This is a genomic window from Cellulomonas chengniuliangii (assembly GCF_024508335.1).
In the GTDB taxonomy this organism is placed as follows: Bacteria; Actinomycetota; Actinomycetes; order Actinomycetales; family Cellulomonadaceae; genus Cellulomonas_A; species Cellulomonas_A chengniuliangii.
The window spans coordinates 1,750,177-1,772,125 of the sequence record NZ_CP101988.1 but is presented as its reverse complement, the minus strand read 5'-3'; the positions used below and the strand labels follow the sequence as shown (position 1 = coordinate 1,772,125).

At 73.5% G+C, this 21,949-nt stretch carries 20 protein-coding genes; 8 read left to right on the top strand and 12 right to left on the bottom strand.

From position 1 onward, the window contains the following. Window positions 1-22: 22 nt before the first annotated feature. Genes NP064_RS08215 through NP064_RS08195 form a run of 5 tightly spaced genes read left to right on the top strand, consistent with a single transcriptional unit; the run spans window position 23 to window position 5,144 of the window. Window positions 23-1,309: an FAD-dependent oxidoreductase gene (locus NP064_RS08215; protein ID WP_227569149.1), complete on the top strand. Its 1,287-nt coding sequence runs from the start codon at window positions 23-25 to the stop codon at window positions 1,307-1,309. Further along, window positions 1,306-1,611, top strand: a complete 306-nt coding sequence (locus NP064_RS08210; protein WP_227569148.1) for a ferredoxin family protein — start codon at window positions 1,306-1,308, stop codon at window positions 1,609-1,611. Before NP064_RS08215 ends, NP064_RS08210 begins: the two co-directional genes overlap by 4 nt. Window positions 1,612-1,616: 5 nt before the next feature. After that, a complete protein-coding gene (locus tag NP064_RS08205; RefSeq protein ID WP_227569147.1) occupies window positions 1,617-3,353 on the top strand; it encodes an AMP-binding protein in 1,737 nt (578 codons plus the stop codon). A gap of 29 nt (window positions 3,354-3,382) precedes the next feature. Next, window positions 3,383-4,156, top strand: a complete 774-nt coding sequence (locus NP064_RS08200) for an electron transfer flavoprotein subunit beta/FixA family protein (RefSeq protein WP_227569146.1) — start codon at window positions 3,383-3,385, stop codon at window positions 4,154-4,156. Between the two features lie 10 nt (window positions 4,157-4,166). Continuing rightward, window positions 4,167-5,144 (top strand): electron transfer flavoprotein subunit alpha/FixB family protein, encoded by a 978-nt coding sequence (locus NP064_RS08195; protein ID WP_227569145.1) that lies wholly within the window; start codon window positions 4,167-4,169, stop codon window positions 5,142-5,144. A gap of 172 nt (window positions 5,145-5,316) precedes the next feature. Here the strand turns inward: NP064_RS08195 and NP064_RS08190 are convergent, their stop codons facing one another. Further along, window positions 5,317-7,416 (bottom strand): oxidoreductase, encoded by a 2,100-nt coding sequence (locus tag NP064_RS08190; RefSeq protein ID WP_227569144.1) that lies wholly within the window; start codon window positions 7,414-7,416, stop codon window positions 5,317-5,319. 162 nt (window positions 7,417-7,578) lie between these two features. Further along, complete coding sequence (locus NP064_RS08185) at window positions 7,579-8,262, bottom strand: TetR/AcrR family transcriptional regulator (protein ID WP_227569143.1); 684 nt, start codon at window positions 8,260-8,262, stop codon at window positions 7,579-7,581. A gap of 160 nt (window positions 8,263-8,422) precedes the next feature. Here NP064_RS08185 and NP064_RS08180 point away from each other — a divergent pair, with 160 nt between their 5' ends. After that, window positions 8,423-9,301: a hypothetical protein gene (locus NP064_RS08180; RefSeq protein WP_227569142.1), complete on the top strand. Its 879-nt coding sequence runs from the start codon at window positions 8,423-8,425 to the stop codon at window positions 9,299-9,301. 16 nt (window positions 9,302-9,317) lie between these two features. Then, entirely contained in the window at window positions 9,318-10,079 is a 762-nt protein-coding gene (gene aroD / locus NP064_RS08175; protein ID WP_227569141.1) for a type I 3-dehydroquinate dehydratase, read from the top strand. A gap of 102 nt (window positions 10,080-10,181) precedes the next feature. Here the strand turns inward: aroD and NP064_RS08170 are convergent, their stop codons facing one another. The 8 genes from NP064_RS08170 to NP064_RS08135 all read right to left on the bottom strand — a co-directional run bounded on the left by NP064_RS08170 (window position 10,182) and on the right by NP064_RS08135 (window position 19,304). Further along, the gene (locus NP064_RS08170; protein WP_227569140.1) at window positions 10,182-11,825 is read right to left on the bottom strand and encodes an amidohydrolase; all 1,644 of its coding nucleotides are present in this window, start codon (window positions 11,823-11,825) and stop codon (window positions 10,182-10,184) included. A gap of 20 nt (window positions 11,826-11,845) precedes the next feature. After that, entirely contained in the window at window positions 11,846-14,707 is a 2,862-nt protein-coding gene (locus tag NP064_RS08165) for a DEAD/DEAH box helicase (protein ID WP_227569139.1), read from the bottom strand. A gap of 22 nt (window positions 14,708-14,729) precedes the next feature. Next, the gene (locus tag NP064_RS08160; RefSeq protein ID WP_227569138.1) at window positions 14,730-15,644 is read right to left on the bottom strand and encodes a diacylglycerol/lipid kinase family protein; all 915 of its coding nucleotides are present in this window, start codon (window positions 15,642-15,644) and stop codon (window positions 14,730-14,732) included. Next, the gene (gene tatC, locus NP064_RS08155) at window positions 15,641-16,459 is read right to left on the bottom strand and encodes a twin-arginine translocase subunit TatC (RefSeq protein WP_227569194.1); all 819 of its coding nucleotides are present in this window, start codon (window positions 16,457-16,459) and stop codon (window positions 15,641-15,643) included. Before tatC ends, NP064_RS08160 begins: the two co-directional genes overlap by 4 nt. Before the next feature lie 44 nt (window positions 16,460-16,503). Next, a complete protein-coding gene (tatA, locus tag NP064_RS08150; RefSeq protein ID WP_227569137.1) occupies window positions 16,504-16,809 on the bottom strand; it encodes a Sec-independent protein translocase subunit TatA in 306 nt (101 codons plus the stop codon). A gap of 91 nt (window positions 16,810-16,900) precedes the next feature. Next, window positions 16,901-17,227: a hypothetical protein gene (locus tag NP064_RS08145; protein WP_227569136.1), complete on the bottom strand. Its 327-nt coding sequence runs from the start codon at window positions 17,225-17,227 to the stop codon at window positions 16,901-16,903. 42 nt (window positions 17,228-17,269) lie between these two features. Beyond that, window positions 17,270-18,256 (bottom strand): helix-turn-helix transcriptional regulator, encoded by a 987-nt coding sequence (locus NP064_RS08140; protein ID WP_227569134.1) that lies wholly within the window; start codon window positions 18,254-18,256, stop codon window positions 17,270-17,272. Beyond that, window positions 18,249-19,304 carry a helix-turn-helix transcriptional regulator gene (locus NP064_RS08135; protein WP_227569133.1) on the bottom strand — a complete coding sequence of 352 codons (1,056 nt, stop codon included), beginning with the start codon at window positions 19,302-19,304 and terminating at the stop codon, window positions 18,249-18,251. The genes NP064_RS08140 and NP064_RS08135 overlap by 8 nt, the downstream gene beginning before the upstream one ends. Before the next feature lie 33 nt (window positions 19,305-19,337). Here NP064_RS08135 and NP064_RS08130 point away from each other — a divergent pair, with 33 nt between their 5' ends. Next, on the top strand, window positions 19,338-20,516 hold the full coding sequence (locus NP064_RS08130; RefSeq protein WP_227569131.1) for a DUF3866 family protein: 1,179 nt from the start codon (window positions 19,338-19,340) through the stop codon (window positions 20,514-20,516). Between the two features lie 17 nt (window positions 20,517-20,533). On the opposite strand, the gene NP064_RS08125 is transcribed toward NP064_RS08130, so the two are convergent. Together NP064_RS08125 and hisG are read right to left on the bottom strand one after the other, a co-directional pair. Beyond that, window positions 20,534-21,034 (bottom strand): PH domain-containing protein, encoded by a 501-nt coding sequence (locus NP064_RS08125; RefSeq protein WP_227569130.1) that lies wholly within the window; start codon window positions 21,032-21,034, stop codon window positions 20,534-20,536. Further along, window positions 21,031-21,882 (bottom strand): ATP phosphoribosyltransferase, encoded by an 852-nt coding sequence (gene hisG / locus NP064_RS08120; protein ID WP_227569128.1) that lies wholly within the window; start codon window positions 21,880-21,882, stop codon window positions 21,031-21,033. Before hisG ends, NP064_RS08125 begins: the two co-directional genes overlap by 4 nt. Between the last annotated feature and the right edge of the window lie 67 nt (window positions 21,883-21,949).

Below are 21,949 nucleotides of genomic sequence, written 5' to 3'. Positions count from 1 at the left end.
CGACGAGAGGTGGTGATCGGTGATGGCTGACGAGGACGCGTTCGACGCGATCGTGGTCGGCGGCGGGTTCGCGGGACTGGCGGCCGCCTACCGGCTGGCGCAGGCGGACAAGTCCGTGCTGGTGGTGGAGCGCGGGCAGGTCTGCGGCGCGAAGAACCTGACCGGCGGGCGGATCTACGCCTACGCCCTGCAAGCCCTGCTGGGCGACCGGTGGCGCGAGGCGCCCGTCCAGCGCGAGGTGAAGCGAGAGATCATCTCGCTGCTCACCGAGCAGGACGCCGTCAACGTCGACTCCACGCTCACGAGCGTCGAGGAGGAGTCGTACACCGTGCTCGCCGCCCCGCTCCTGGCCTGGCTCGCGGAGCAGGCCGAGGAGGCGGGCGCGATGATCGTCACCGAGACCACGGTCGACGGCCTGATCATCCGCGACGGGCGCGTCTGCGGCGTCACCACGGGCGACGAACAACTCGAGGCGAGCGTCGTCATCGACTGCGAGGGGATCAACCCCCTGCTCCTCGAGCGTGCCGGTCTGATCCGGCCGCTCGACCCGCACGACGTCGCGGTCGGGGCCAAGTTCGTGTTCGGGATGCCGGCCGCGGAGGTCGAGCAGCGGTTTGGAGTCCAGCCCGGCGAGGGCGCCGCGCTGCTCGGCATGGGCGACCCCACCCACGGGGTGTTCGGCGGCGTCTTCGCCTACACCAACAACGAGTCCGTCTCCCTCGGGCTCGTGGTGGACTCCGCGGCGTGGGCGAAGTCCGGCCGGTCGCTGCTGGCGACCGCGCAGGACCTCCAGGAGCACCCGGCCCTGCGCCGTTACGTCGGCGACGCCGAGCTCCTCGAGTACGGCGCGCACCTCGTGTACGAGGGCGGATACGACACGCTGCCCCAGATGTCCGGAGACGGCTGGCTCATCTGCGGCGACGCGGCCGGGCTGTGCCTCAACCGCGGCTTCACCATCCGCGGCATGGACTACGCCGTGATGAGCGGCATCGCCGCGGCGGACACGGTCGTCGAGGCGGTCGAGGCAGGCGACACCGGGCCGACCGGGCTCGCCGGCTACCGGCGCCGGCTCGACGAGGGGCTGCTGCAGGACTTCCGCACGTTGCGTGGCGGCCACGCGTGGATGTCGGGCACGCCCGACCTGTTCACCGTCTACCCGAAGCTCGCCGTGGACCTCATGACCGACCTCTACCACGTCGGCGCCGAGCCGGTGCGCCCGGTCGGCTCGACCGTCTGGCGCACCGCGCGCAAGGTGCGCAAGCCGTTCTCGACCGCCCGATCGCTGCTGAAGGGGATGAAGACGCTATGACCCGCAAGTCAGTCGACGAGCTGCTCGCCACCACACGCTTCGAGACCGATGAGCACAACGCGCACATCGTGATCGACCCGCAGGCCTGCCGCACGTGCCCCTCCGACCGGGCGTGCGTGACGTCCTGCCCGGCCCAGCGCTACGTGTGGGACGAGGCGGCCGACCAGATGCGGTTCGACCACGTCGGCTGCCTGGAGTGCGGCAACTGCCGCTTGGTCTGCGAGCGGCTGCGCCTCGGCGCGGAGGGCTACTCGTGGAACTACCCCGCGACAGGCGCCGGCGTCAGCTACCGGCAGGGCTGAGCGCCATGCAGGTGGAGGTCGACGAGCGCAGGGCCGCGCGGTTCCGCGCGGACGGGTGGTGGGGCGACTCCTCCCTCGCCGACCACTGGCAGCGCTCGCTCCAGTCCGCCCCCGAGGCCTTGGCCGTGGTGGACAGCCGGGGCGCCCGGCTGACCTACGGCGAGGTCGCGGAGCGGGCCGCGGCGATCGCCACCTTCCTGCGCAGGTCCGGGGTGCGGCCGGGCGACGTCGTGTCCATCCATCTGCCGTCCTGGGCCGAGTTCCTGTGCGTGAACGTCGCCTGCCTGAACGTGGGCGCGGTGGTCAACCCCGTGCTCACCGCCTACCGGGAGGCCGAGCTGCGCCACGTGCTGACGCGGTGCCGCAGCCGGGTGCTGGTGATCCCCCACGAGTTCCGTGGGAACGAGTACCGGGCCACCGCTGCACGCATGCTGGCCGAGCTCGACTCCCTGGCCGCCGTGCTGGTCGTCGGACCCGTGGAAGAGCCCGGCCCCTGCGCCCCCACACCCTCCGACAGCGAGGCGTGGCAGACCTTCGACCAGGTGGTCGGCTCATGCCCTCCCTTGCCCGAGTCCGACCACACGCCTGGCCGGGGCACGGACGTGGCCGCGGTGCTCTTCACCTCCGGCAGCGAGGCCCGGCCCAAGGGGGTGCTGCTCTCCCACGACAACGTGATCGCCGGCGAGACGGCGTTCGCGCGGGCGCTGGGCATCGACCACACCGACCGCTTGTTCATGCCGGCGCCGCTGGGGCACGCCACGGGCTACCTGCACGGGCTGACGCTGCCCTTCCTCGTCGGCGGCGCCTCCGTGCTGCTGGACGTGCCCACCGGCCCGGCCGCGCTGGCCATGATCAACGCGGAGCGCTGCACCTGCGGCATGGCGGCGGCCAGCGTCATCACGTGCCTGCTCGACTCCTGCCCCGACACCACCAGCCTGACCCCCGAGCTGCGCTTCCTGTGCTGCGGCGGCTCCCCCGTTCCCCGGCAGCTCTCCCGGCGGGCGCTCGAGCATGGCGTGCGGCTGCTGAGCGTCTACGGCTCGACCGAGAGCGCACCGCACGCCTTGACCACGCCCGACGATCCCGAGGAGCGCGTGGTGTCCACCGACGGCCGCCCGGTCGCCGGCGTCGAGGTGCGCGTCGTTGACCCCGCCACCCGACAGCCGGTCCCGCCCGGCGTCGTCGGCGAGGAGGCGTCCCGCGGCCCACAGGTGTTCCTCGGGTACCTCGGCGAGCCCGAGCTGACGGCCGCGGTGCTGGACGCGGACGGGTGGTATTACAGCGGGGACCTGTGCACCCAGGACGCCGACGGCTACCTGCGGATCGTCGGCCGGTGCAAGGACGTCATCATCCGCGGCGGCGAGAACATCTCCGCGGCCGCGGTCGAGGCCGCAGTCCGAGAGCATCCCGGGGTCCGTGACGCCGCCGTCGTGGCGATGCCCGACCGGCGCCTGGGCGAGGTGGTCTGCGCGTTCGTGACCACTGACGACCCGAGGGCCGACCCACCGCTGGTGACGGTGGCGAGCCTGCGCGCGCTCTTCCTGGCGAACGGCCTGGCCAAGTACAAGATCCCCGCGCGGGTGGTGGTCGTGGACCAGCTCCCGCTCAGCCCTGCAGGAAAGGTCCGCAAGGACGAGTTGCGCGCGCGGGCCGCGGCCCTGGCCGGGACGCCCCCGTCACCTCCGGGGCCTGCCGCACAGCCTCCCCCGATGTCACACGCACCGCAGAACGCTCGACGGTGACCCACCCGCAAGAGAAAGAAGTAGGACAGATGGACATCCTCGTCCTGGTCAAGCAGGTGCCCGGCGAGCTCGCCGACGTGCGCCTGACGGCCGAGCACACGATCGACAGGTCCACCGGCGGCGCCGTGACCGACCCCGTGGACCGCAACGCCCTCGAGGCAGCGGTCCAGCTCGTCGAGGCACAGGGAGGCGCCGTCACGGTGCTGACCATGGGCCCCGCGTCCGCCAAGGCGGCGCTCAAGGAGTGCGTGAGCGTCGGAGCCACCCGCGGCGTGCACATCAACGACGACGCCCTCGTGGGCGCGGACGCGTGGGGCACCGCCCAGGTGCTCGCGGCCGCCGCGAGGCGGCTCGGGGAGTTCGACCTGGTGCTCGCCGGCGCCCGGTCCTTCGACGGTGGGACCTCGTCCGTCCCCGCCATGGTCGCCGAGTTGCTGGGCCTGCCGCAGGTCACCAACGTCACCGAGATCGAGGCGGACGGCGACGCCCTCGTCTGCCGCCAGGTGCTGGAGGACGGCCACGCGCGCATCCGGATCACGCTGCCGGGTGTCGTGACCGTCGACGAGTACGTCAACACCCCTCGGTACCCCTCGGTCAAGAGCAAGCTCGCCGCGAACAAGGCGTCCTTCGACGTCCTGACCGCCGCGGACCTCGGCATCGACGCCGCGGGCGCCGGTGCGACCACCACGGTGCTCGACATCACCGCGCGCCCGCCGCGCGAGCCCGGTGTGCGCATCAGCGGCACGCCCGAAGAGATCGCCGACGAGCTGGTCGCCGCGCTGGTCAGCGCCGGCGTCCTGTAAGGAGACAGACATGAGCCCCGCCCTGTGGATCCTCGTCGAGCAGTCGCAGCAGACTGCGTCCGACGCTTCTCTCGCCCTGGTCAGCGAGGCCGCCCGCCTGGGCGGCGATGTGACCGCCGTGCTGATCGGAGACGGCGTCGAAGGGCTGGCAGCCTCGGCGGGGGCCGCCGGCGCCACGACAGTCCGCCTGGTGTCCGGCGCGGCCTACGCCGAATACGACCCCCAGACGCACGTCACCGCGCTCGCGGAGCTCGTGGGCCGGCACACCCCGGACGCGGTGCTGTTCGCCGCGACCACGCGCGGCAACGACCTCGCCCCACGGCTCGCCGCGCGGCTGGCGACCGGGCTCGTGACCGGGGCGACCCGCGTCGAGCTCGGCGCGGACGGCCGGCTCGTCCTGACCAAGGACGTACTGGGCGGCGCCCAGGTGGTGCGCTGCGCCATCCCGGCCGGCGTGCAGGTCGTGACTGTGGCCGCCGGCGCCCTGAGCGCCGCCGACTCCGGTGGCGCGACGCCGACCGTCGTGGTCGAGGACGTGGCGGCGCCGGAGCCGCCTCGCACGAGCGTGCTCGAGCGCGTCGTGACCGAGACCGACGGGGAGACGGCACTGGAGGACGCTCGGGTCGTGGTCTCTGGTGGCCGGGCCATGGGCGGCGCCGACGGCTTCAGCGTGCTGCGCGATCTCGCCGACGCGCTCGGCCCGGTTGCCGCCGTGGGCGCCTCGCGGCCCGCGGCGGACGCGGGCTGGGTCCCGGTGCACCTCGAGGTGGGCATCTCCGGCAAGAAGGTGAGCCCGGACGTCTACCTGGCCTGCGGCATCTCTGGCGCGAGCCAGCACCTCGCGGGCATGTCCTCCTCGAAGGTCATCGTCGCGATCAACTCTGACGCGGGCGCCCCGATCTTCGAGGTGGCCGACGTCGGTGTGGTGGGCGACCTGTTCGAGATCGTGCCGGCCCTCACGGCGGCGGTCCGGGCCCGTCGCGGCTGACCACTAGCGGCAGACGCCGAGGCCCCGCCGTCCTGCGTGACGGCGGGGCCTCGGCGTCTCTGCCCTCGGGGGCCGCGCGTCGGGGGGACGTTGGGGGGACGACTACGGCCCCGGCTGGCCGCGTGCTCGCGGCCAGCCGGGGCCGTGCCCGGGTGTCGGTCGTCCCTCGTCGTCAGGGCGCCAGGACGCCGCGCGTCTCCAGGGCGAGCAGCACGTCGCGGCCAGCGGCGGTCGCGTCGATGATCTTCCCCACGCCGGCGGAGTCGCCGATGTCGAGCACCCGCACGTCGGTGCCGGCGAAGTGCTCGCTCAGCGCCGCGTAGGACTCGACGTTCGGGCGCATCCCCAAGCAGACGAACGTCGTCGCCGACTCGATCCGCTCGACGGGGCCGTCGCCGGTCCGCACGTCCACCCAGCCGTCCCCGACCTCGACGAGCGAGGTCCCGGTGCGCACCTCGACGCCATGGCGCTCGATCATCTCGTGGGACTGCATCGCGGTGATGAGGTCGAGGTCTGCGGCGATCGCGGGCAGGCGCTCGACGAGCGTGACACGCGCGTCCAGCTGGGTGCACACCTCGACGACGTCGAGCCCGACCGCGCCGGCCCCCACGACCACGACGTGCTGGCCCCGCAGCTCCTCGAGCTCGGACGCGTGCGCCATCACGTCGGTGATCGAGCGGACGCCGGAGCCCGGCACATCCACCCGCTCGCGCAGGCCGGGGATCGGGGGCAGCAGCGGCGCCGCCCCGGTGGCGTTGACCACCACGTCCGGCAGCAGCGACGCGACGAGCGCAGGGGTGGCGTGCGTCCCGGTCCGCACGTCGACGCCCGCGCGGGCGGCACGCCGGACCAGGTAGTCGAGGAAGATCGCGATGCGGCGCTTGGCGGGCAGTCGCACAGCCTCGCCGACCGTGCCGCCGACGACGTCGCGCGACTCGAACAGGACGACATCGCAGCCGACCTCGGCGGCGGTGCAGGCCGCCTCGAGCCCGCCGACTCCACCGCCGACCACGACCACCCGGGTCGGGCTGGTGACCCGGCGGCGCATGAAGGCCTCGTGCTGGACGATGTCGGGGTTGATCGAGCAGCGGATCGGCCGGTCGAGGCGGATGCGGTGGTCGGCGCAGCCGATGTTGCAGGAGACGCACTCGAGGATGGTGTCGGCGCGCCCCTCGGCCACCTTGCGCACCCACCACGGCTCGGCGATGAGCCCGCGGCCCATGGCCACCAGGTCGCTGTCCCCCTCGGCGACGATGCGCTCGGCCACGAGGGGGTCGCGCACGTTCCCGCAGGTGATGGTCGGGAGGTTGAACTTCTCGCGGAAGCGGCGGGCCATGCCCGAACGCCACCCGTCGGGCAGGTCCATCCGGTCGATCTGGTACTGCAGGTTCATCGCCAGGCCCGCGGAGACGTCGATGATGTCGACCTCGTCCACGAGCAGCTCCATGATCGCCAGGGAGTCCTCGATGGTGTTGCCGCCCGCGACGAGCTCGTCGGCGCTGATGCGCAGCATCACCGGGATCGTCTCGCCGACGGCGCCGCGCACCGCGGCGAGCACCTCGCGGATGAGCCGGGCCCGCCCGGCGAGGCTGCCGCCGTACTCGTCGGTGCGGTGGTTGTACAGCGGCGAGAGGAACTGGCTGAGCAGGTACGAGTGCCCGGCGTGCAGCTCGACGGCGTCGAACCCGGCGCGGCGGGCGCGGGCGGCCGCGTCGGCGAAGTCCTGGACGATCGAGGCGATCTCCTGGACGTCCAGGGGGACGGGGATCGTCCCGCCGGGCTTGGAGGGCTGGTCGGACGACGACACCGCGGGCGTCCCGGTCCGCCGGGGGTTCGCCGAGGCGCCGGAGTGGTTGAGCTGGATCGCGGCCTTGCTGCCGTGGCGGTGCATGCGCTCGGTGAGCTCCCACAGCCGCGGGACGTACCGGTCGTGGTCGATGCGCAGCTGGGTGGTGCCGTTGGACCCGGCCGGGAACGTCACGCAGATGTTCTCGACGATGATCAGCCCTGTGCCGCCGCGGGCGCGCTGCTCGTAATAGTCGAGCTGGGTGTCCGACACCGTGCCGTCGGGCAGCGCGAAGTTCGTGCCCATCGGCGGCATCACGACGCGGTTGCGCAGCGTCATGCCGCGCACCCGCAGCGGCGACAGGAGTGCCGGGGTCGCGGGCGCCGGGTCGCGGCGCTCCACCTGGACGGCGAGGGGGGCGATGGGACGGGTGGTCCGACCGATGGGTGTCCGGGCAGAGGGCGGCATCGGGGTCACGAGGCTCACGGGTGGTCCTTTCCAGCGGCAGAGCCGGTACTTAACGTTCTAGTTAGTACGGTGCTCCATCTAGCCCGGCCCGATGTGGGCAGTAGGTCCCGGAGGGGATGTGACCGTGCCCCGGACTTCAAGTCCGGGGCACGGTTGAGAAACGGGGAGGCGGGAGCCGCCTCAGCGGGGATCGGCGAGCACCAGGCGCATCACGGTGTCCTCCACGAGCTGGCGGACATGGTCGCGCGACTCGTCGCCCAGCATGTCGCGGCCGAACAGCTCGCGGAAGGTCGACCGGTTGGCGGTCCGGAAGAACGCCAGCGCGCTGATGACCTGGTGCACGTCGAGCGCGCTCGGGGCGTCCGGGCCGTCGCGGAAGGCCCCGGATGCGCGCCCTCGGGCCAGGATGTCATCGAGGATGGTGTGCGCGACCTGGTTCATCGCGCGCACCTCCTCGTCCATGGTATGGATCGCGCCACCGTTGTTGAGGTTCTCGAACATCACCAGCCGCACGAAGGGCTCGTTGCGCGCGTCATGGCACAACGTCGAGCGGACGAGGGTCCGCAACGCCTCCTCCGGATCCACCGCCTCCAGGCCGAGCTGCTGCTCCCGCTCGCGGGTGCGCCGGTAGGACTCCACGAGGGCGGACCGGTAGAGGCCGTCCTTGCTGCCGAAGTAGTAGTAGATCATCCGCTTCGTGGTGTCGATCCGCTCGGCGATCGCGTCGACGCGCGCGCCGAGCAGCCCGCGCTCGGAGAACTCCTCAATCGCGGCGTCCAGGATCTCCCGCCGCGTGCGCTCCGCGTCACGGGTCTTCGCCGCCCCGCCGCGGTTCTCCACTGGGCTGACACTCGGTCCAGGCACTGCAGCGCTCCCTCCGGCACGGAGACGCCCGCGCCACGCGATCATCCTCGCAGGACTATCGACCCGCATGGACCCGCTTTGCGGTCCGATAATGAACTATCAAGTACGTTCATCGAGCCTCGGCCCGACCGTGGCTCTACGACAAGTCGAGGAAGCACCGATGACTGACGGACAGCCCCGAGCGATCACTGGCCACACCGAGCTGCTGGGTCTGATCGCTTACCCCATCCGGCACAGCATGTCCCCCCGGATGCACAACCTCGCCCTGGCCAAGCTGGACCTCGACTACGCCTACCTCGCGTTCGAGGTCGACTCCGACGCGCTGGCCGAATCCGTCGCCGGCCTGCGCGCCCTGCGGGTCCGCGGTTGGAACGTCTCGATGCCGAACAAGATCGCGATCATCCCGTTGCTCGACCACCTCTCCCCCGCCGCTGAGCTCGTCGGCGCCTGCAACACCGTCGTCAACGACAACGGCGTCCTGACCGGCCACGTCACCGACGGCACCGGGTACATGACCGCGCTGCGCGAGTCCGGCGTCGACCCCGCCGGCAAGCGCATCACCCTCATCGGCGCTGGCGGGGCGGGCACCGCGATCGCCATCCAGGCCGCCCTGGACGGCGTCGCCGAGATCGACATCTACAACCGGCGCGACGCCGTGTGGTCCATCGGCGAGTCGACCGTCGAGAAGATCCGCACGCACACCAACGCCCGGGCGACCCTGCGCGAGCTCGACGACGTCGACGCCTTCCGCGAGTCCGTGGCCGGCTCCGTCGTGCTCGCCAACGCCACCAACGTCGGCATGGGCAAGCTCGTGGGCGTCTCCCCGCTCCCCGCCCTCGACGTGCTGCGCCCCGACCTGTTCGTCTCCGACGTGGTCTACAGCCCGGCCCGCACCCTCTTCCTCGAGCAGGCCGAGGCCGCGGGATGCGCCACGATGAATGGCTTCGGCATGATGCTCCACCAGGGCGCCGCCGCCTTCGAGCTGTGGACCGGTCAACCGATGCCGGTCGACTACGTCCGCGCCCACCTGTTCGACTGATCCCCAGGAGCCCCGCATGACCACCGTCACCGCACGCGGAGTGACCTTTGGCGAGGGCCTGCCCAAGGTCATCGTCCCCCTCACGTCTCCGAACGCCGACGAGCTCGTCGCCGACGCCGCCACGGTGGTGGCCGCCGGGCCCGACGTCGTCGAGTGGCGGGTCGACCTGCTCACCGCCGCCACCACCGACGGCCCCGCCGCCGTCCTCGACGCGGGGCTGCGCTTGCGCGAGGCCCTCGGCGACCTGCCTCTCCTAGTCACCGTCCGCACGTCGGACGAGGGAGGGGCGGCCACCGTGACCTCGGAGCAGTACGTCGACCTGTACCGAGGTGTGCTCGACGCCGGCGTGGCCGACCTGATCGACGTGGAGATCTTCCGCGACGCCGAGGCCGTCCGCACCCTCATCGACCTCGCCCACGCGGCCAGCGTGCCCGTCGTCGCCTCGAACCACGACTTCGACGGCACCCCGCCCCAGACCGAGCTCGAGTCGCGGCTGATGACTATGGCCGAACGGGGCGCGGACATCCTCAAGATCGCCGTGATGCCCCGCACCCCCGGCGATGTGCTCGAGCTGCTGGGCGCCACCTGGGCCGTGTCCCAGCGCACCGACCAGCCGCTGATCACGATGTCGATGGCCGGCCAGGGCGTCGTGTCGCGGCTCGCTGGGGGCGTCTTCGGGTCGTCGGCGACGTTCGGCGCCGTGGGCCGCCCGTCGGCCCCTGGCCAGGTCGCGATCGAGGCGCTGCGGGCGACGCTGGACGTGGTGCACGCCCACTGACCGACCACGTGGAGAGGGGCCCGGCAGCAAGCGCTGACGGGCCCCTCTCCACGTCGAGGCACGAGCCGGGTCGTCAACCTGGCCCTGCGCCGCCGGCCTGAGTCAGCCGAGCGCGTCGTGCAGCACGACCCCGCCGCGGACGGTGCGCAGGCAGGTCGGCGACGGGCTGCCGGGCTCCAGGACGGGGAGCAGCGGGGTCCCGGCCCGCACGTCGGTGCTCCACGCGGACATGCGCCCGTCGGCGCCCTGGACGGCGAGGTGCTCAGCCCGCCAGATCGCCAGGTGGGCGGGCGATCCCACCCGGATCTCGCCGGCCCCGGTGTGCTCGAGCCCGGCTGCCCGCCACCCGCCACGGGTGTGGGCGCGGAAGGCGGCGCGCGCCGAGATGCGCTGGTCGACGGCGTGATGGGTGATGGCCGCGCGCACCGCGCCCCACGGGTCGAAGGGCGTCACGGGGGCGTCCGAGCCGAAGGCCAACGGCACACCCGCGGCCGCGAGGTCCGCGAGGGGGTTGAGGCCCGCGGCCCGACCAGCCCCCAAGCGGGCGGCGTACATGCCGTCCGGGCCGCCCCACGCCGCGTCGAACGCGGGCTGCACGCTCAGCCGCACGCCCAGCAGCACGAGCGTGGCCAGCGCGTGGGCGTCGATCATCTCGGCGTGCTCGACGCGGTGGCCCGCGCCGCGGATCGCGTCGACGCCCTCGACGTCGACTGCGGCCCGCAGGCCGATCATCAGCTCGTCCATGGCGCGGTCGCCGATGACGTGGAACCCGCCCTGCAAACCTGCGCGCGTCACCGAGCCGAGGTGGTTGCAGATCTGCTCGGCGCTCAGGTGGAGGACGCCGTTCGCGTGCTCCGAGCCCGGGAGGACCTCAGCGTACGGGGCGCGCAAGGCCGCGGTCCGCGAGCCGAGCGAGCCGTCCACCGACAGGTCTCCGCCAATGCCCGTCAGCCCGGGGATCGCGGCGGCGAGCTCGTGCGCGTCGTCGCTCGTGACGCACAGCTCGCCGCGGTAGCCGACCACATGCGGCAGCCCGCTCGACGGCTCCGCGGTCATCGCGATCAACCGGGCGAGGCCCTCGCGGGTGTCGATGAATGGCGCGCTCTGCTCGTGGATCGAGACGATGCCGGCCGCGGCGGCGGCCCGCATCGCCCGGAGCGTGAGCTCGTCACGGCGCTCCGGGCTGACGTCCCTGGCGAGCGCGCGGGCGGCATGGTGGGCCTCCCGCTCGACCCGGCCGTCATCGGACCAGCCCGGCAGGCCGCGCAGGCCCGCGGCGTCCGCGAACGAGGATGAGACCACGGCGGAGTGGGCGTCGACGCGGGCCAGGTACACGGGCGCGCCGCCGGCGGCCTGGTCGAGCTCGTCGAGGCGCGGGGCGCGCCCCTCGGGCCAGGCTTGCTCGTCCCAGCCATGGCCGAGCAACGGCTCGCCGCCCCTGAGGCGCTGCACGGCGTCGTGGACGGCGGCGAGGGCGTCGGCGAGGGACCGCACCCCCGCGGCGCGGTCGAGCGCCACCCCGTCGAGCGCGAAGCCGGTCTCCAGCAGGTGCGCGTGGGCGTCCACGAAACCCGGGGCCACCAGGGCCCCGTCGAGGTCCACGACCTCGTCGGCGCGGCGCGCGATGCCGTCAGCGGTGTCGTCGGCGCCGATCCAGGCGACCACTCCGTCCTCGACCAGCAGCGCTTCGGCGAACGGGTCCGCAGGTGAGTGCACCACTCCGTGGCGATACAGGGTTGAGGTCACGAGTGCTCACGATAACGCTGTCATAGCGAGGAGTACGCGACGACCCCCCGACGGAGCGCCAGCACCGCACGGCTCGCGGTCCGCCGCAGCCGCTGGTCTGGGGCCGCCTGCGCGAGCTGGTCCAGCAGGTCGATGACCTGCTTGCACCAGCGCACGAAATCCCCCGCGGCGAGCTCGGTGCCGCGCAGCACCGAGTCGAGCGAGCGCCCCGAGGCCCACAGGTGCACGGGCATCACCAGGCCGAGGTCGATGGCGCCCGTCGCCTCGAGCCGGTGGGCTGCCTCGATGTCGTCCAGCTCGGACCAGATGCGCACGGTCTCGTCGAGGGCCCGTCCCAGAGGGCCGGCCGGGCCGCCGGGGATCGCGGGACTGCCCTCCCGGTCGTCCCTGCGCGCCGAGTACACGACCGTCGAGACGGCCGCCGCCAGGGCCGGCGCGTCCAAGCCCGCCCAGGCGCCCCGCCGCAGGCACTCGGCGACGAGCAGGTCGTTCTCCGCGTAGATCCGCCGCAGCCACCGGCCCTCGTCGGTGACGACGGTGCGGGACTGCCCGTCGTCGTCCGTCACGGTGACCAGGTACCCGAGCTGCAGGAGGACGTCGCAGATCCGGTCGAACACCTTGGCGATGGAGCCGGTGCGACCGGAGATCCGCGCCACCAGCGCGTCGTGCTCGCGGCTGAGCCTGGACCAGCGCTCCGCCCAGCGGGCGTGGTCCTCCCGCTCGGGGCAGCCGTGGCACGGGTGGGCCCGCAGCTGGCGCCGTAGGTCGAGCAGCACCGCGTCCTCCGCGCCGCCGGCCCGCGCGCGGCGGCTGCCGGGCTTGCGCCCACCGCCGCGCCCGCCGTCAGGCGCGGCGACTCCCTGGTCGGCGAGCGAGCGCCTCAGGGTGGCCGCCAGCTCGCGTCGACCAGAGGCGGTGCGGCCGTTGAACGACTTCGGCACCCGGAGGAACCCGACCTTGCGCACGCCCTCGCCGACGTCCTCGACCCCGAGGCGCCGCACATGGTGGTCCGTGGAGAGCACGGTGGGCCGAGGGCCCTCGAACCCCGCGGCCGACCCCGGGTCGAGCACCACGGCGTGCCCGGATCGCCGTCCAGCGCGGATCTCGACGACATCCCCGACCCGCAGCCCTTCGAGCGACCGCCCGACCTCCCGGCGGCGCGCCGCCGCGGCCTCCGTGGACAGCGCGCGCTCCCGGTCGGAGATGGCCCTGCGCAGGGCGGCGTACTCGCGGAAGTCGCCGAGGTGGCACTGCATGGCCTCGGCGTACCCCTCCAGGGCCTCCGAGTGCGCCTGGGCCTGCCGTGCCAGTCCCACGACGCCCCGGTCAGCCTGGAACTGCGCGAAGGAGGTCTCCAGGACCTCGCGGGCACGGGGACGGCCCACCTGGGAGACCAGGTTCACCGCCATGTTGTACGTGGGGCGGAAGCTCGAGCGCAGCGGGTACAGGCGCTTGGACGCCAAGCCGGCCAGGGCCACCAGATCGAGCGCCGGGTGGTCGACCACCACGGCATGGCCCTCGACGTCGATGCCGCGACGGCCGGCTCGGCCGGTGAGCTGGGTGTACTCCCCCGGCGTGATCTCGACATGCCGCGACCCGTCCCACTTGACGAGCCTCTCCAGCACCACGGAGCGCGCCGGCATGTTGATGCCCAGCGCCAGGGTCTCGGTCGCGAACACCACCCGGACCAGGCCACGGGCGAAGAGGTCCTCGACGGTCTCTTTGAACAGCGGGAGCATCCCCGCATGGTGCGCGGCGATGCCCCGGGAGAGCGCGTCCAGGAACCCCCAGTACCCGAGGACCCCGAGGTCCTCGGGCGGGATCGAGGCGCAGCGCTGCTCCACCACGCGGCGGATCTCGGCCTCCTGCTCCTGGTCCGTCAACCGCAGGCCGGCGGCGACGCACTGCGCGACGGCGCCCTCGCACCCTGCCCGGGAGAAGATGAACGCGATGGCGGGCAGCAGGCCGGCCTCCTCGAGCAGGTCCACCACCATGAACCGGGGCGTCGGGCGGCCCTTCCCCTGGCCGCCGCCCTGCGCCCGGACACCGTGCCCGCGCCCCCGGTACCCCCGGTCGCCAGGGCCGCGCCGACCGTGCTGCGCCGCGCCGTCCTCACGGTCCCGACGGACCACGCGGGCGAGCTCTGGGTTGATCGGGGGGTTGACCCCCGGGTCGGTGGGGTCGACGTGGCCCGCGTACAGGTCGTGCAGCGCCCCGCGTGCCAGCACATGCTGGCCCAGGGGCACGGGACGGTGCTCGCTCACCACCACCGCTGTGTCGCCCCGCACCGCCGTCAGCCACTCGCCGAACTCCTCGGCGTTGGACACCGTCGCCGAGAGCGACACGAGCTGCACGTCGTCGGGCAGGTGGAGGATCACCTCCTCCCACACCGGGCCGCGGAACCGGTCGGCCAAGTAGTGCACCTCGTCCATCACCACGTAGCCCAGGCCCACGAGCGCGCCGGACCCGGCGTACAGCATGTTGCGCAGCACCTCGGTGGTCATGACCACCACGGGGGCGTCGCCGTTGACCGAGGTGTCACCGGTGAGCAGCCCCACGTTCTCGGCGCCGTGCCGCGCCACGAGGTCCCCGTACTTCTGGTTCGACAGCGCCTTGATCGGCGTGGTGTAGAACGCCTTGCGCCCTGTGGCGAGCGCCAGGTGGACCGCGAACTCGCCGATCACGGTCTTGCCCGCGCCCGTGGGCGCGGCGACCAGCACGCCGCTGCCTCGCTCGACGGCCTCGCACGCCTCGACTTGGAAGTCGTCCAGCGGGAAGTCGAGCACCTCGCGGAACCGCGTCAGCTCGCTGTCGGCGCTCGCCGCGCGTCGACGGGCTGCGGCGTACCGCTCTGCCGGGGACTGCTCCAGACGACCTGCCACGTCCTCAACCCTAGGCGACGGGTCAGGCGAGCACCTGCACGGCGCCCGGGTGCACCTGCGCCAGCAGCGGCGAGGGGCCCAGCCGCTCGCCGTCGGCGTACGCGTCGGGTGGCGCCGGGCCGAGCATCGGCACCGGCTCGATGAGCGCCGTCCGGGTGCGGAAGACCTGGACCGCGGGATGGCGCACATGCCGGCCGGCGTACATCCCCGGGAAGACCCGCACGACACCGCCGCGGGTGAACGGCCCGGCGACCACCACGTCCAGCAAGCCGTCGTCGAGCAGCGCGTCGGGCGCGATCTTCACACCGCCGCCGAACCACGGGGAGTTCGCCACGGCGACCACGCACCCCGCCGACTCCCACACCACGTCGTCGAGCGTGACCCGGTACCCGTACGGGGAGAACGTCCGCAGCTCGGCGGCCAGGGCGCGCACGTACCGCCCGCTGCCGCCGGGCCAGCGCATCGCGTTGGCGCGGGCGTTCACGGCCGCGTCAACGCCGCACGAGAGCGCGCCGAGGTACCACGTCCGGGTCGTGTGCCTCGGCGGCCCGGCGCTCACCGCGTCGATCTTGCGAGGCCCCTGCGCCAAGCCGTGCTCGATGGCGCGCACCGACGCCTCGACGTCACCACGGGGCAGGCCGATCGCGCGCGCCAGGTCATTGCCCGACCCTACGGCGACGATGCCCAACGGCAGGTCCGTCTCCGCGACGACATTCGCTCCCAGGTTCACCATGCCGTCTCCGCCCACCACGACGAGGGCGTCGAGGCCTCGGACCGAGGCATGGCGAGCCCGTGCGCTCGCGGACTCCAGGTCGCTGGCGGACAGGTCCTCGACGTGGTGGCCGCTGCGGCGCAGCAGCTCCACGGCGCGGGCGCCGGCCCTCGCGCCCCGCCCCCGCCCCGCGGTGGGGTTGGCGACGACACCGACGTGGGTCATGCAGGCCCGGGCTCCTCGGAGTGGACGGAGGCCGGGGTGCCGGCCGGCTCGTCGGCCATGGTGCCGTCAAGCCGCGGCAGGCCGGCGGCGACCCGCGCCTTGTCGACGCGGCGGTCGTGGAGGAGGCACAGGCCCAGGGCGATGAAGTACAGCCCGCAGATCGGCAGCGCCATGATGACCATGGTGATCGCGTCCGGGGTGGGGGTCATCACCGCGGCGAACACGAAGGCGAGCATGACGGCCCACCGCCAGCCCTTCGCCCAGGTGGAGGCGCGCACGACCCCTGCCATGTTGAGCGCCACCATGATCACCGGCAGCACGAACGCCACGCCGAACGCCAGGACGAAGCGCATGACGAAGCTGAGGTAGTTCTGCGCGTCGATGAGGTTCGTGGCCTGCTCCGGGATGAAGTCAGTCATGACGCGCACGGCCGTGGGCATCGTGGTCCAGGCGAGGCAGGACCCGGCGAGGAACAGCGGCGCGGCGGCCCCCACGAAGCCCACCGCGTAGCCGCGCTCACGGCGGGTGAGCCCTGGGGTCACGAAGGCCCACAGCTGGAAGAGCCACCACGGGCTGGTCAGGATCGCGCCGAGGAAGAACGAGACCTTCAGCCGCATGTCGAACGCGCTCGCCAGGCCGCCGAAGTTCACCGACGCGCTGGCCCCACGGGCCTCCGCGGCGTTGAGCAGCGGCTCCTGGAGGGCATGGAAGACGGGATCGAACAGCAGCCAGCCGCCGATCGCGCCGACGACAAGGCCGCAGGCGGCCAGGAAGACCCGCTTGCGGAGCTCGACGAGGTGCTCGCGCAGCGGCATCCGGCCGCCGGCTGCCTGCCGACGGGCCTTGTCGCTCATCAGGGTCAGCTCGTGTGCTGGTCGCCCCCGGCCGGAGGCGTCTGCGCCGGCCGATCAGCGGGCGTCGCGGGCGTGCCTGGGTCGACGGCCTGCGGCGCGGGAGCCACGCTCGCCGGCGGGGCTGCCACGGGGGCGGCCGTGGTGGGGATCGGACGGACGTCGTTGTCGTCCGTGAGGTCCTTGACCTCGTTCTTGAAGATCTTCAACGACTGGCCGACGCTCCTGGCGAGGTCGGGAAGCCGCTTCGCCCCGAAGAGGAGCAGCACGACGATCACCAGGACCAAGATGTGCATGGGCTTGAGCGCGTTCATCGGATGTCTCCCTCGGAACCTTCGTGGTGCCCAGATACTAACCGCCTGCGGTGGCGCCGCCACGCCGCCCTTGGTCCCGCGTCGTGGCCGCTCAGCGGCTGTAGGCCCGCCAGCGCGCGAAGGTCTGACGATGGCGCTCCGCGCGCAGCGCGGCCCGTTCGGCCCGCTCCTCGCGCAACCGGTCGACGGTGACGCGGTGCGTGGCGGGGTCGTCCAGCAACTGTGGGCGAGCCGGCGCGGCCGCCGCAGCGGCGTCCGCCAGCTCGGCTGTGCGCTCGGCCAGCACGCCGAGCACCTCGGCCGCGCGGCCGAGCTCCTCGAGCAGGGCGATGCCCTTGCGCCACAGGTCTCGCCCGAGCCAGAACGCGCCGAGCAGCGTCCCCAGGGCGAGGGCCGTCCACACGAAGAACCAGAGCACGCGACCACCCTAGTGTGACGACCGTCGAGCCAGGCGCCGCTGCTACCGGCCCGTCGGCATGTCGCGGTCGGCGAGAGGCCCGTACGCGTCGAGCGCCGCCCGTGCCATGTCCGCCACAGCGGCTGCCACCTCGGGCGGGCGGACCTCGATGACGTCCTCCGCGGCGCTGAGCACCAGGTGCCGGAGCCATGCGACGTTCGCGACCCGCAGGTCGACCTCGAACGAGCCGTCGGGATGGTTCCGCACTGCCTCGACGGGCACGCTCTCCGCGATCCAGCGGGCACGGCTCCGCACGACGAGCGTCACCAGGCCCTCCGACCGGTCCGGCCGGAACTCGGTCGCGCGGTCGCTCACCGCGTGCGGCTCGGCGGGCGTGTCCAGGACCCGCGCCGCCACGACCCGGTCCACGCGGAACAGGCGCTCGCCGCCTGCGCGGAGGCACCAGGCGAGCAGGTACGAGCGCTCGTCCGAGGTGACCAGGCGGATGGGGTCCACCTCCCGCTCGCTCGCGACGTCGGAGGCGTTGACGTACCGCATCCACATCCGGCGCCCCTGCTGCAGCGCCAAGCCGATGGCCGCCACGACCTGCGGGGCGCCGTCGACAGCCAAGCGCACGTCCACGCCTGCCGCGGCCTCGCCGGTCGCCGCGGTGAGCTTCTCGAGGGCCGAGGCCAGCACTTGGGCCCGCTCAGCGTCGAGGCTCGGGTCCAGCGCCTCGCGCATCGCGCGCAGCGCCGCCACGAGGGCCACCGCCTCACGGGTGCCCAGGCGCAGCGGCCGGGTCATGCCCCGCGCCTCGGTGAGCCGCACCACGCCCTCCTCGTACGAGGCGGCGTCGAAGTCGATGAGGTCGTGCGGGTAGTACCCGGGGGTGCCCGTCATCCACAGGGTGTCGACGTCGTCGATCACCTGGCGCGGCGTCACCCCGAAGTGCGCCGCGACCTGCTCGACGGGCACGCCCGCGTGCCGGTCCAGGTAGGTGATCATGCCGAGCAGCCGCAGCAGCCGCTCACTCGCCCGCTCAGCCACGGGATGCGCCTCCATGCTCGGCGGGGTGCAGGTCGGCGGCCACCCGAAGCAGCCGCAGCACGGCCTGCCGCAACGGGGGTGGGTCGAGCACCACGACGGCGTCCCCGTACCCCAGCACGTCCTCCGCCATCTCGCCGAGCGAGGTGAAGGGCACATGGAGCACGTCGCGGTCGGCCACCACCGCCGCGACGGCCGGGTCGCGCAGTTCGACGCCATCGGCCGCATCCGCATCGGCGCCGGACGCCGCGGCGGGCAAGGCGCGGGCCCGCAGCGCCTCCGCGCGCTCGGGGCGCACCGCGAGCACCGCCACCTGCTGGGAGCCACCGCTCCACGCCCTCGTGGCTGCGTCGACGAGGTCGGGGCGCGGAGGGTCGAACGCGCCCTCGGGCCCGTCGGCGCGGACGCGCCCCTCGATGCGGCTCAGCCGGAACGAGCGGGCCTCGCCACGCTCGCGGTCGTGCCCCACGAGGAACCAGCCGCCGCGCCGGGCCAGCAGCCGCCACGGCTCGACCGAGCGGGTGCGGACCTCCCCCGTGCTGGCCGCGCGGTAGGTGAACGACACGACCCGCCGCGCGTGGACGGCCTCGAGCAGCGGGCCGAAGCTGTCGCCGGCGGCGCGCACCCGGGGGGCGAGGCCGGCCACCAGGTCTGCGGCCTCAGGCGCGTCGCCCACCGCGCGCAGCTTGGTGAGCGCCCGGGTGGTGTCGGTCCGCACCGACTGGTCTTGCCAGAACTGGGCGGCCAACGACAGGGCGCCCAGTTCGGCGGGCGTCAGCTCGATGGGCGGCAGCGCGTACGCCTCCTGGTCGATCCGGTACCCGATGTCGTCGCCGTGGCCGGCGCCTGTGACCGTGAGGATTGGGATGCCGAGCTCGCGCAGCGTGTCCTTGTCGCGCTCGAACATCCGCTCGAAGGCGTCGTCGGACGGAGCGTCGCCGTAGCCGGCGACGCTCGTGCGGATCTGCTCCTTGGTCATGCGCGCGGAGGTGTTGACCAACGCGATGACCAGGTTGAGCAGCCGTTCGGCGGGATGGATCTGTTCTGGCATCGGCACCACGCTAGTGGCCGGTAGCGTGATCCGGTGATCACCTGGCGTTCAGCAGTCGTGGTGTCGCACGGTCGGCGCTGGCCGGGTGCGGCGGAGCTCGAGGCCTCCCTCGAGGGAGAGGGCGTCGGCGGCCTGCCTCCCGGCGGGACGGTGCGCGCCCTCGCCTACCCCGGCCTGGTCGGTCTCCCCGCGGTGGGCGAGCGGGTGCTGCTCAACGTCACGGCCTTGGCGCGCGGGCTCGGCACCGGGGGCTACGCGATGGTCGTGGCGCCTGTCGACACGCTCCCGGCAGACGCTGAGCCGGGTCCCGGGCACCTCGTCAAGGCCCGGTACACCCCGTTGCAGGAGATGGTGTTGGGCGTGGACGACCAGGAGTCGCCGCACCACGACGTGCTGCGGGACGCCGACGACCTCGCCGGCCTGCCGGTGGTCGTCGCCGACCTGCACTCCGCCCTGCCCGCGATCGTCGCCGGCGCACGGCACGCGGCCGCGCGCGCCGGCCGGCCGGCGCCCCGGGTCGCCTACGTGATGACCGACGGCGGTGCGCTCCCCGCGTGGTTCTCCCAGGCGGTGGCGGGGCTGCGGTCCGCGGGCTGGATCGAGGCGTGCGTCACCACGGGGCAGGCGTTCGGCGGGGACCTGGAGGCCGTCACGGTGCACACCGGGTTGCTGGCCGCCCGGCACGTGGTCGACGCGGACCTCGTGGTGGTCGCGCAGGGCCCCGGCAACCTGGGCACCGGGACGCGGTGGGGGTTCTCCGGCGTCGCGGCAGGCGAGGCGGTCAACGCCGCGGCGACGCTGCGCGGGACGCCTGTCGCGTCGCTGCGGGTGTCCGGGGCGGACCCACGGGAGCGCCACCTCGGGGTCTCCCACCACTCGCTCACGGCGTACGGCCGGGTCGCCCTGGCGCCGGCCGACGTCGTGGTGCCGGTGTTCGCCACCGGGCTCGCGCAGGAGGGCGTGTCGGGCCAGCCCACGCTCGCCGAGCTCGGCGAGCGGGTGCGGGCCCAGGCGCTCGGGCTCGTCGCGCCCTCCGGACGCCACCGGCTGGTGGAGACGTCCGCCGACGAGGGGCTGCTCGCCGCCCTCGGCGCGTCTCCGGTGCGGCTGTCCACCATGGGCCGAGGCCTGGGGGCGGATCCGGGCGCGTTCCTCGCCGCGGCGGTCGCCGGCGTGCACGCCGAGGAGATCGCGGCCGGTCGCCGGGCCTGACGCCGCCGGCCGTCCGGTCAGTCGTCGCGGGGCGTGCGGCTGTGCAGCTCGACCAGGGTCGCCAGCCGGCGCGCCTCGCGCTCGGCCCTGGCGCCGTCGGCGCGCTGCACGCCCATCACCGCGAGGGTGTCCCCGTCCGCCAAGTCGAGCTGCGCCCACGGGCGCCCCTCGCCGAAGCGCACCAAGACGATCTCGGCCCACTCGAGCCGCCGGGAGAAGACGAGGTTGCGCACCGAGATGCCCTGCGGGTCGACCCGGGCCGAGACGGTCGCCTGCCGCCAGCAGAACAGCGCGATCGCCCCGCCCACCAGGCCGAAGCCGACCTGGTCGCCCAGCACGTCGCTGCCCGGCGCGAGCCGCGGGAACGTCACGATGAGCACCACCGTGAGCGCGAGGACCACCCCGGCGAGCCCGAGCGTCACGAGGCGGGCGTACCGGGGGCGGAACGGCGCGTAGAGGTCGGCCAGCCCTGGCCGGTCGTCATCGCCCCGGCTCGCGCCAGGGCTGTGCTCGGTCACAGCCGGCAGGCGTGGATCGACGTCACGAGGATGGCCCGCGCGCCCAGGTCGTACAGCGTGTCCATGACCCGGTTCGTGTCGGAGCGCCGCACCATCGCCCGCACGGCGGCCCACTCGCGGTTGTGCAACGGGGACACCGTCGGGGACTCCAGGCCGGGGGTGATCGCCACGGCCTCGTCGACCAGGGCCAGCGGCACGTCGTAGTCCATCAGGACGTACTCGTGCGCCGTCATGACGCCCTGCAGGCGGCGGGTCAGCACGTCCAGGCCCGCAGGCTCGTCCCCGTCCGAGCGCCGGACGAGCACGGCCTCGGAGCGCAGGATGGGCTCGCCGAAGATGGCCAGCCCGGCTGCGCGCAGCGTCGTGCCGGTCTCGACGACGTCCGCGATCACGTCGGCGACGCCCAGCCGGATGGCGGTCTCGACGGCGCCGTCGAGGCGCACGATCTCCGAGGGGGCGACGCCGCGCTCGGCCAGGTAGGCGCGCACGAGCACCGGGTAGGACGTGGCGACCCGGCGCCCGGCGATCTCCGAGGCGTCCTGGAGGTCCTGGGCAGCGGGAGCCGCGAACCGGAACGTCGAGCGGGCGAACCCGAGGCGAAGGTGCTCGCTCGCGGCCGACTCGGAGTCCAGGAGCAGGTCGCGGCCGGTGATGCCGACGTCGACGGTGCCGGCGCCCACGTACACCGCGATGTCGCGGGGGCGAAGGAAGAAGAACTCGACGTCGTTGTCCGGGTCGGGCAGCACGAGCTCGCGGGAGTCGCGGCGCTGGCGGTAGCCCGCCTCGCGGAGCATCTCGGCGGCGGGCTCTGACAGCGAGCCCTTGTTGGGGACAGCGATCCTCAGCACGGGGTCCTCACGATGGGTCGTTCGGTGGAAGAGACGGGTGTGGCCGGGCGGCGGAGCCCTGGCGCCC

What these genes read in the sequence shown, in the direction of transcription:
- aroD (WP_227569141.1), top strand. Translation starts at nt 9,318, where the DNA reads ATGACCACCGTCACCGCACGCGGAGTGACCTTTGGCGAGGGCCTGCCC.
- NP064_RS08180 (WP_227569142.1), top strand. Translation starts at nt 8,423, where the DNA reads ATGACTGACGGACAGCCCCGAGCGATCACTGGCCACACCGAGCTGCTG.
- NP064_RS08205 (WP_227569147.1), top strand. Translation starts at nt 1,617, where the DNA reads ATGCAGGTGGAGGTCGACGAGCGCAGGGCCGCGCGGTTCCGCGCGGAC.
- tatC (WP_227569194.1), bottom strand. Translation starts at nt 16,459, where the DNA reads ATGCCGCTGCGCGAGCACCTCGTCGAGCTCCGCAAGCGGGTCTTCCTG.
- NP064_RS08160 (WP_227569138.1), bottom strand. Translation starts at nt 15,644, where the DNA reads ATGACCCACGTCGGTGTCGTCGCCAACCCCACCGCGGGGCGGGGGCGG.
- NP064_RS08135 (WP_227569133.1), bottom strand. Translation starts at nt 19,304, where the DNA reads ATGCCAGAACAGATCCATCCCGCCGAACGGCTGCTCAACCTGGTCATC.
- NP064_RS08210 (WP_227569148.1), top strand. Translation starts at nt 1,306, where the DNA reads ATGACCCGCAAGTCAGTCGACGAGCTGCTCGCCACCACACGCTTCGAG.
- tatA (WP_227569137.1), bottom strand. Translation starts at nt 16,809, where the DNA reads ATGAACGCGCTCAAGCCCATGCACATCTTGGTCCTGGTGATCGTCGTG.
- NP064_RS08195 (WP_227569145.1), top strand. Translation starts at nt 4,167, where the DNA reads ATGAGCCCCGCCCTGTGGATCCTCGTCGAGCAGTCGCAGCAGACTGCG.
- NP064_RS08200 (WP_227569146.1), top strand. Translation starts at nt 3,383, where the DNA reads ATGGACATCCTCGTCCTGGTCAAGCAGGTGCCCGGCGAGCTCGCCGAC.
- NP064_RS08215 (WP_227569149.1), top strand. Translation starts at nt 23, where the DNA reads ATGGCTGACGAGGACGCGTTCGACGCGATCGTGGTCGGCGGCGGGTTC.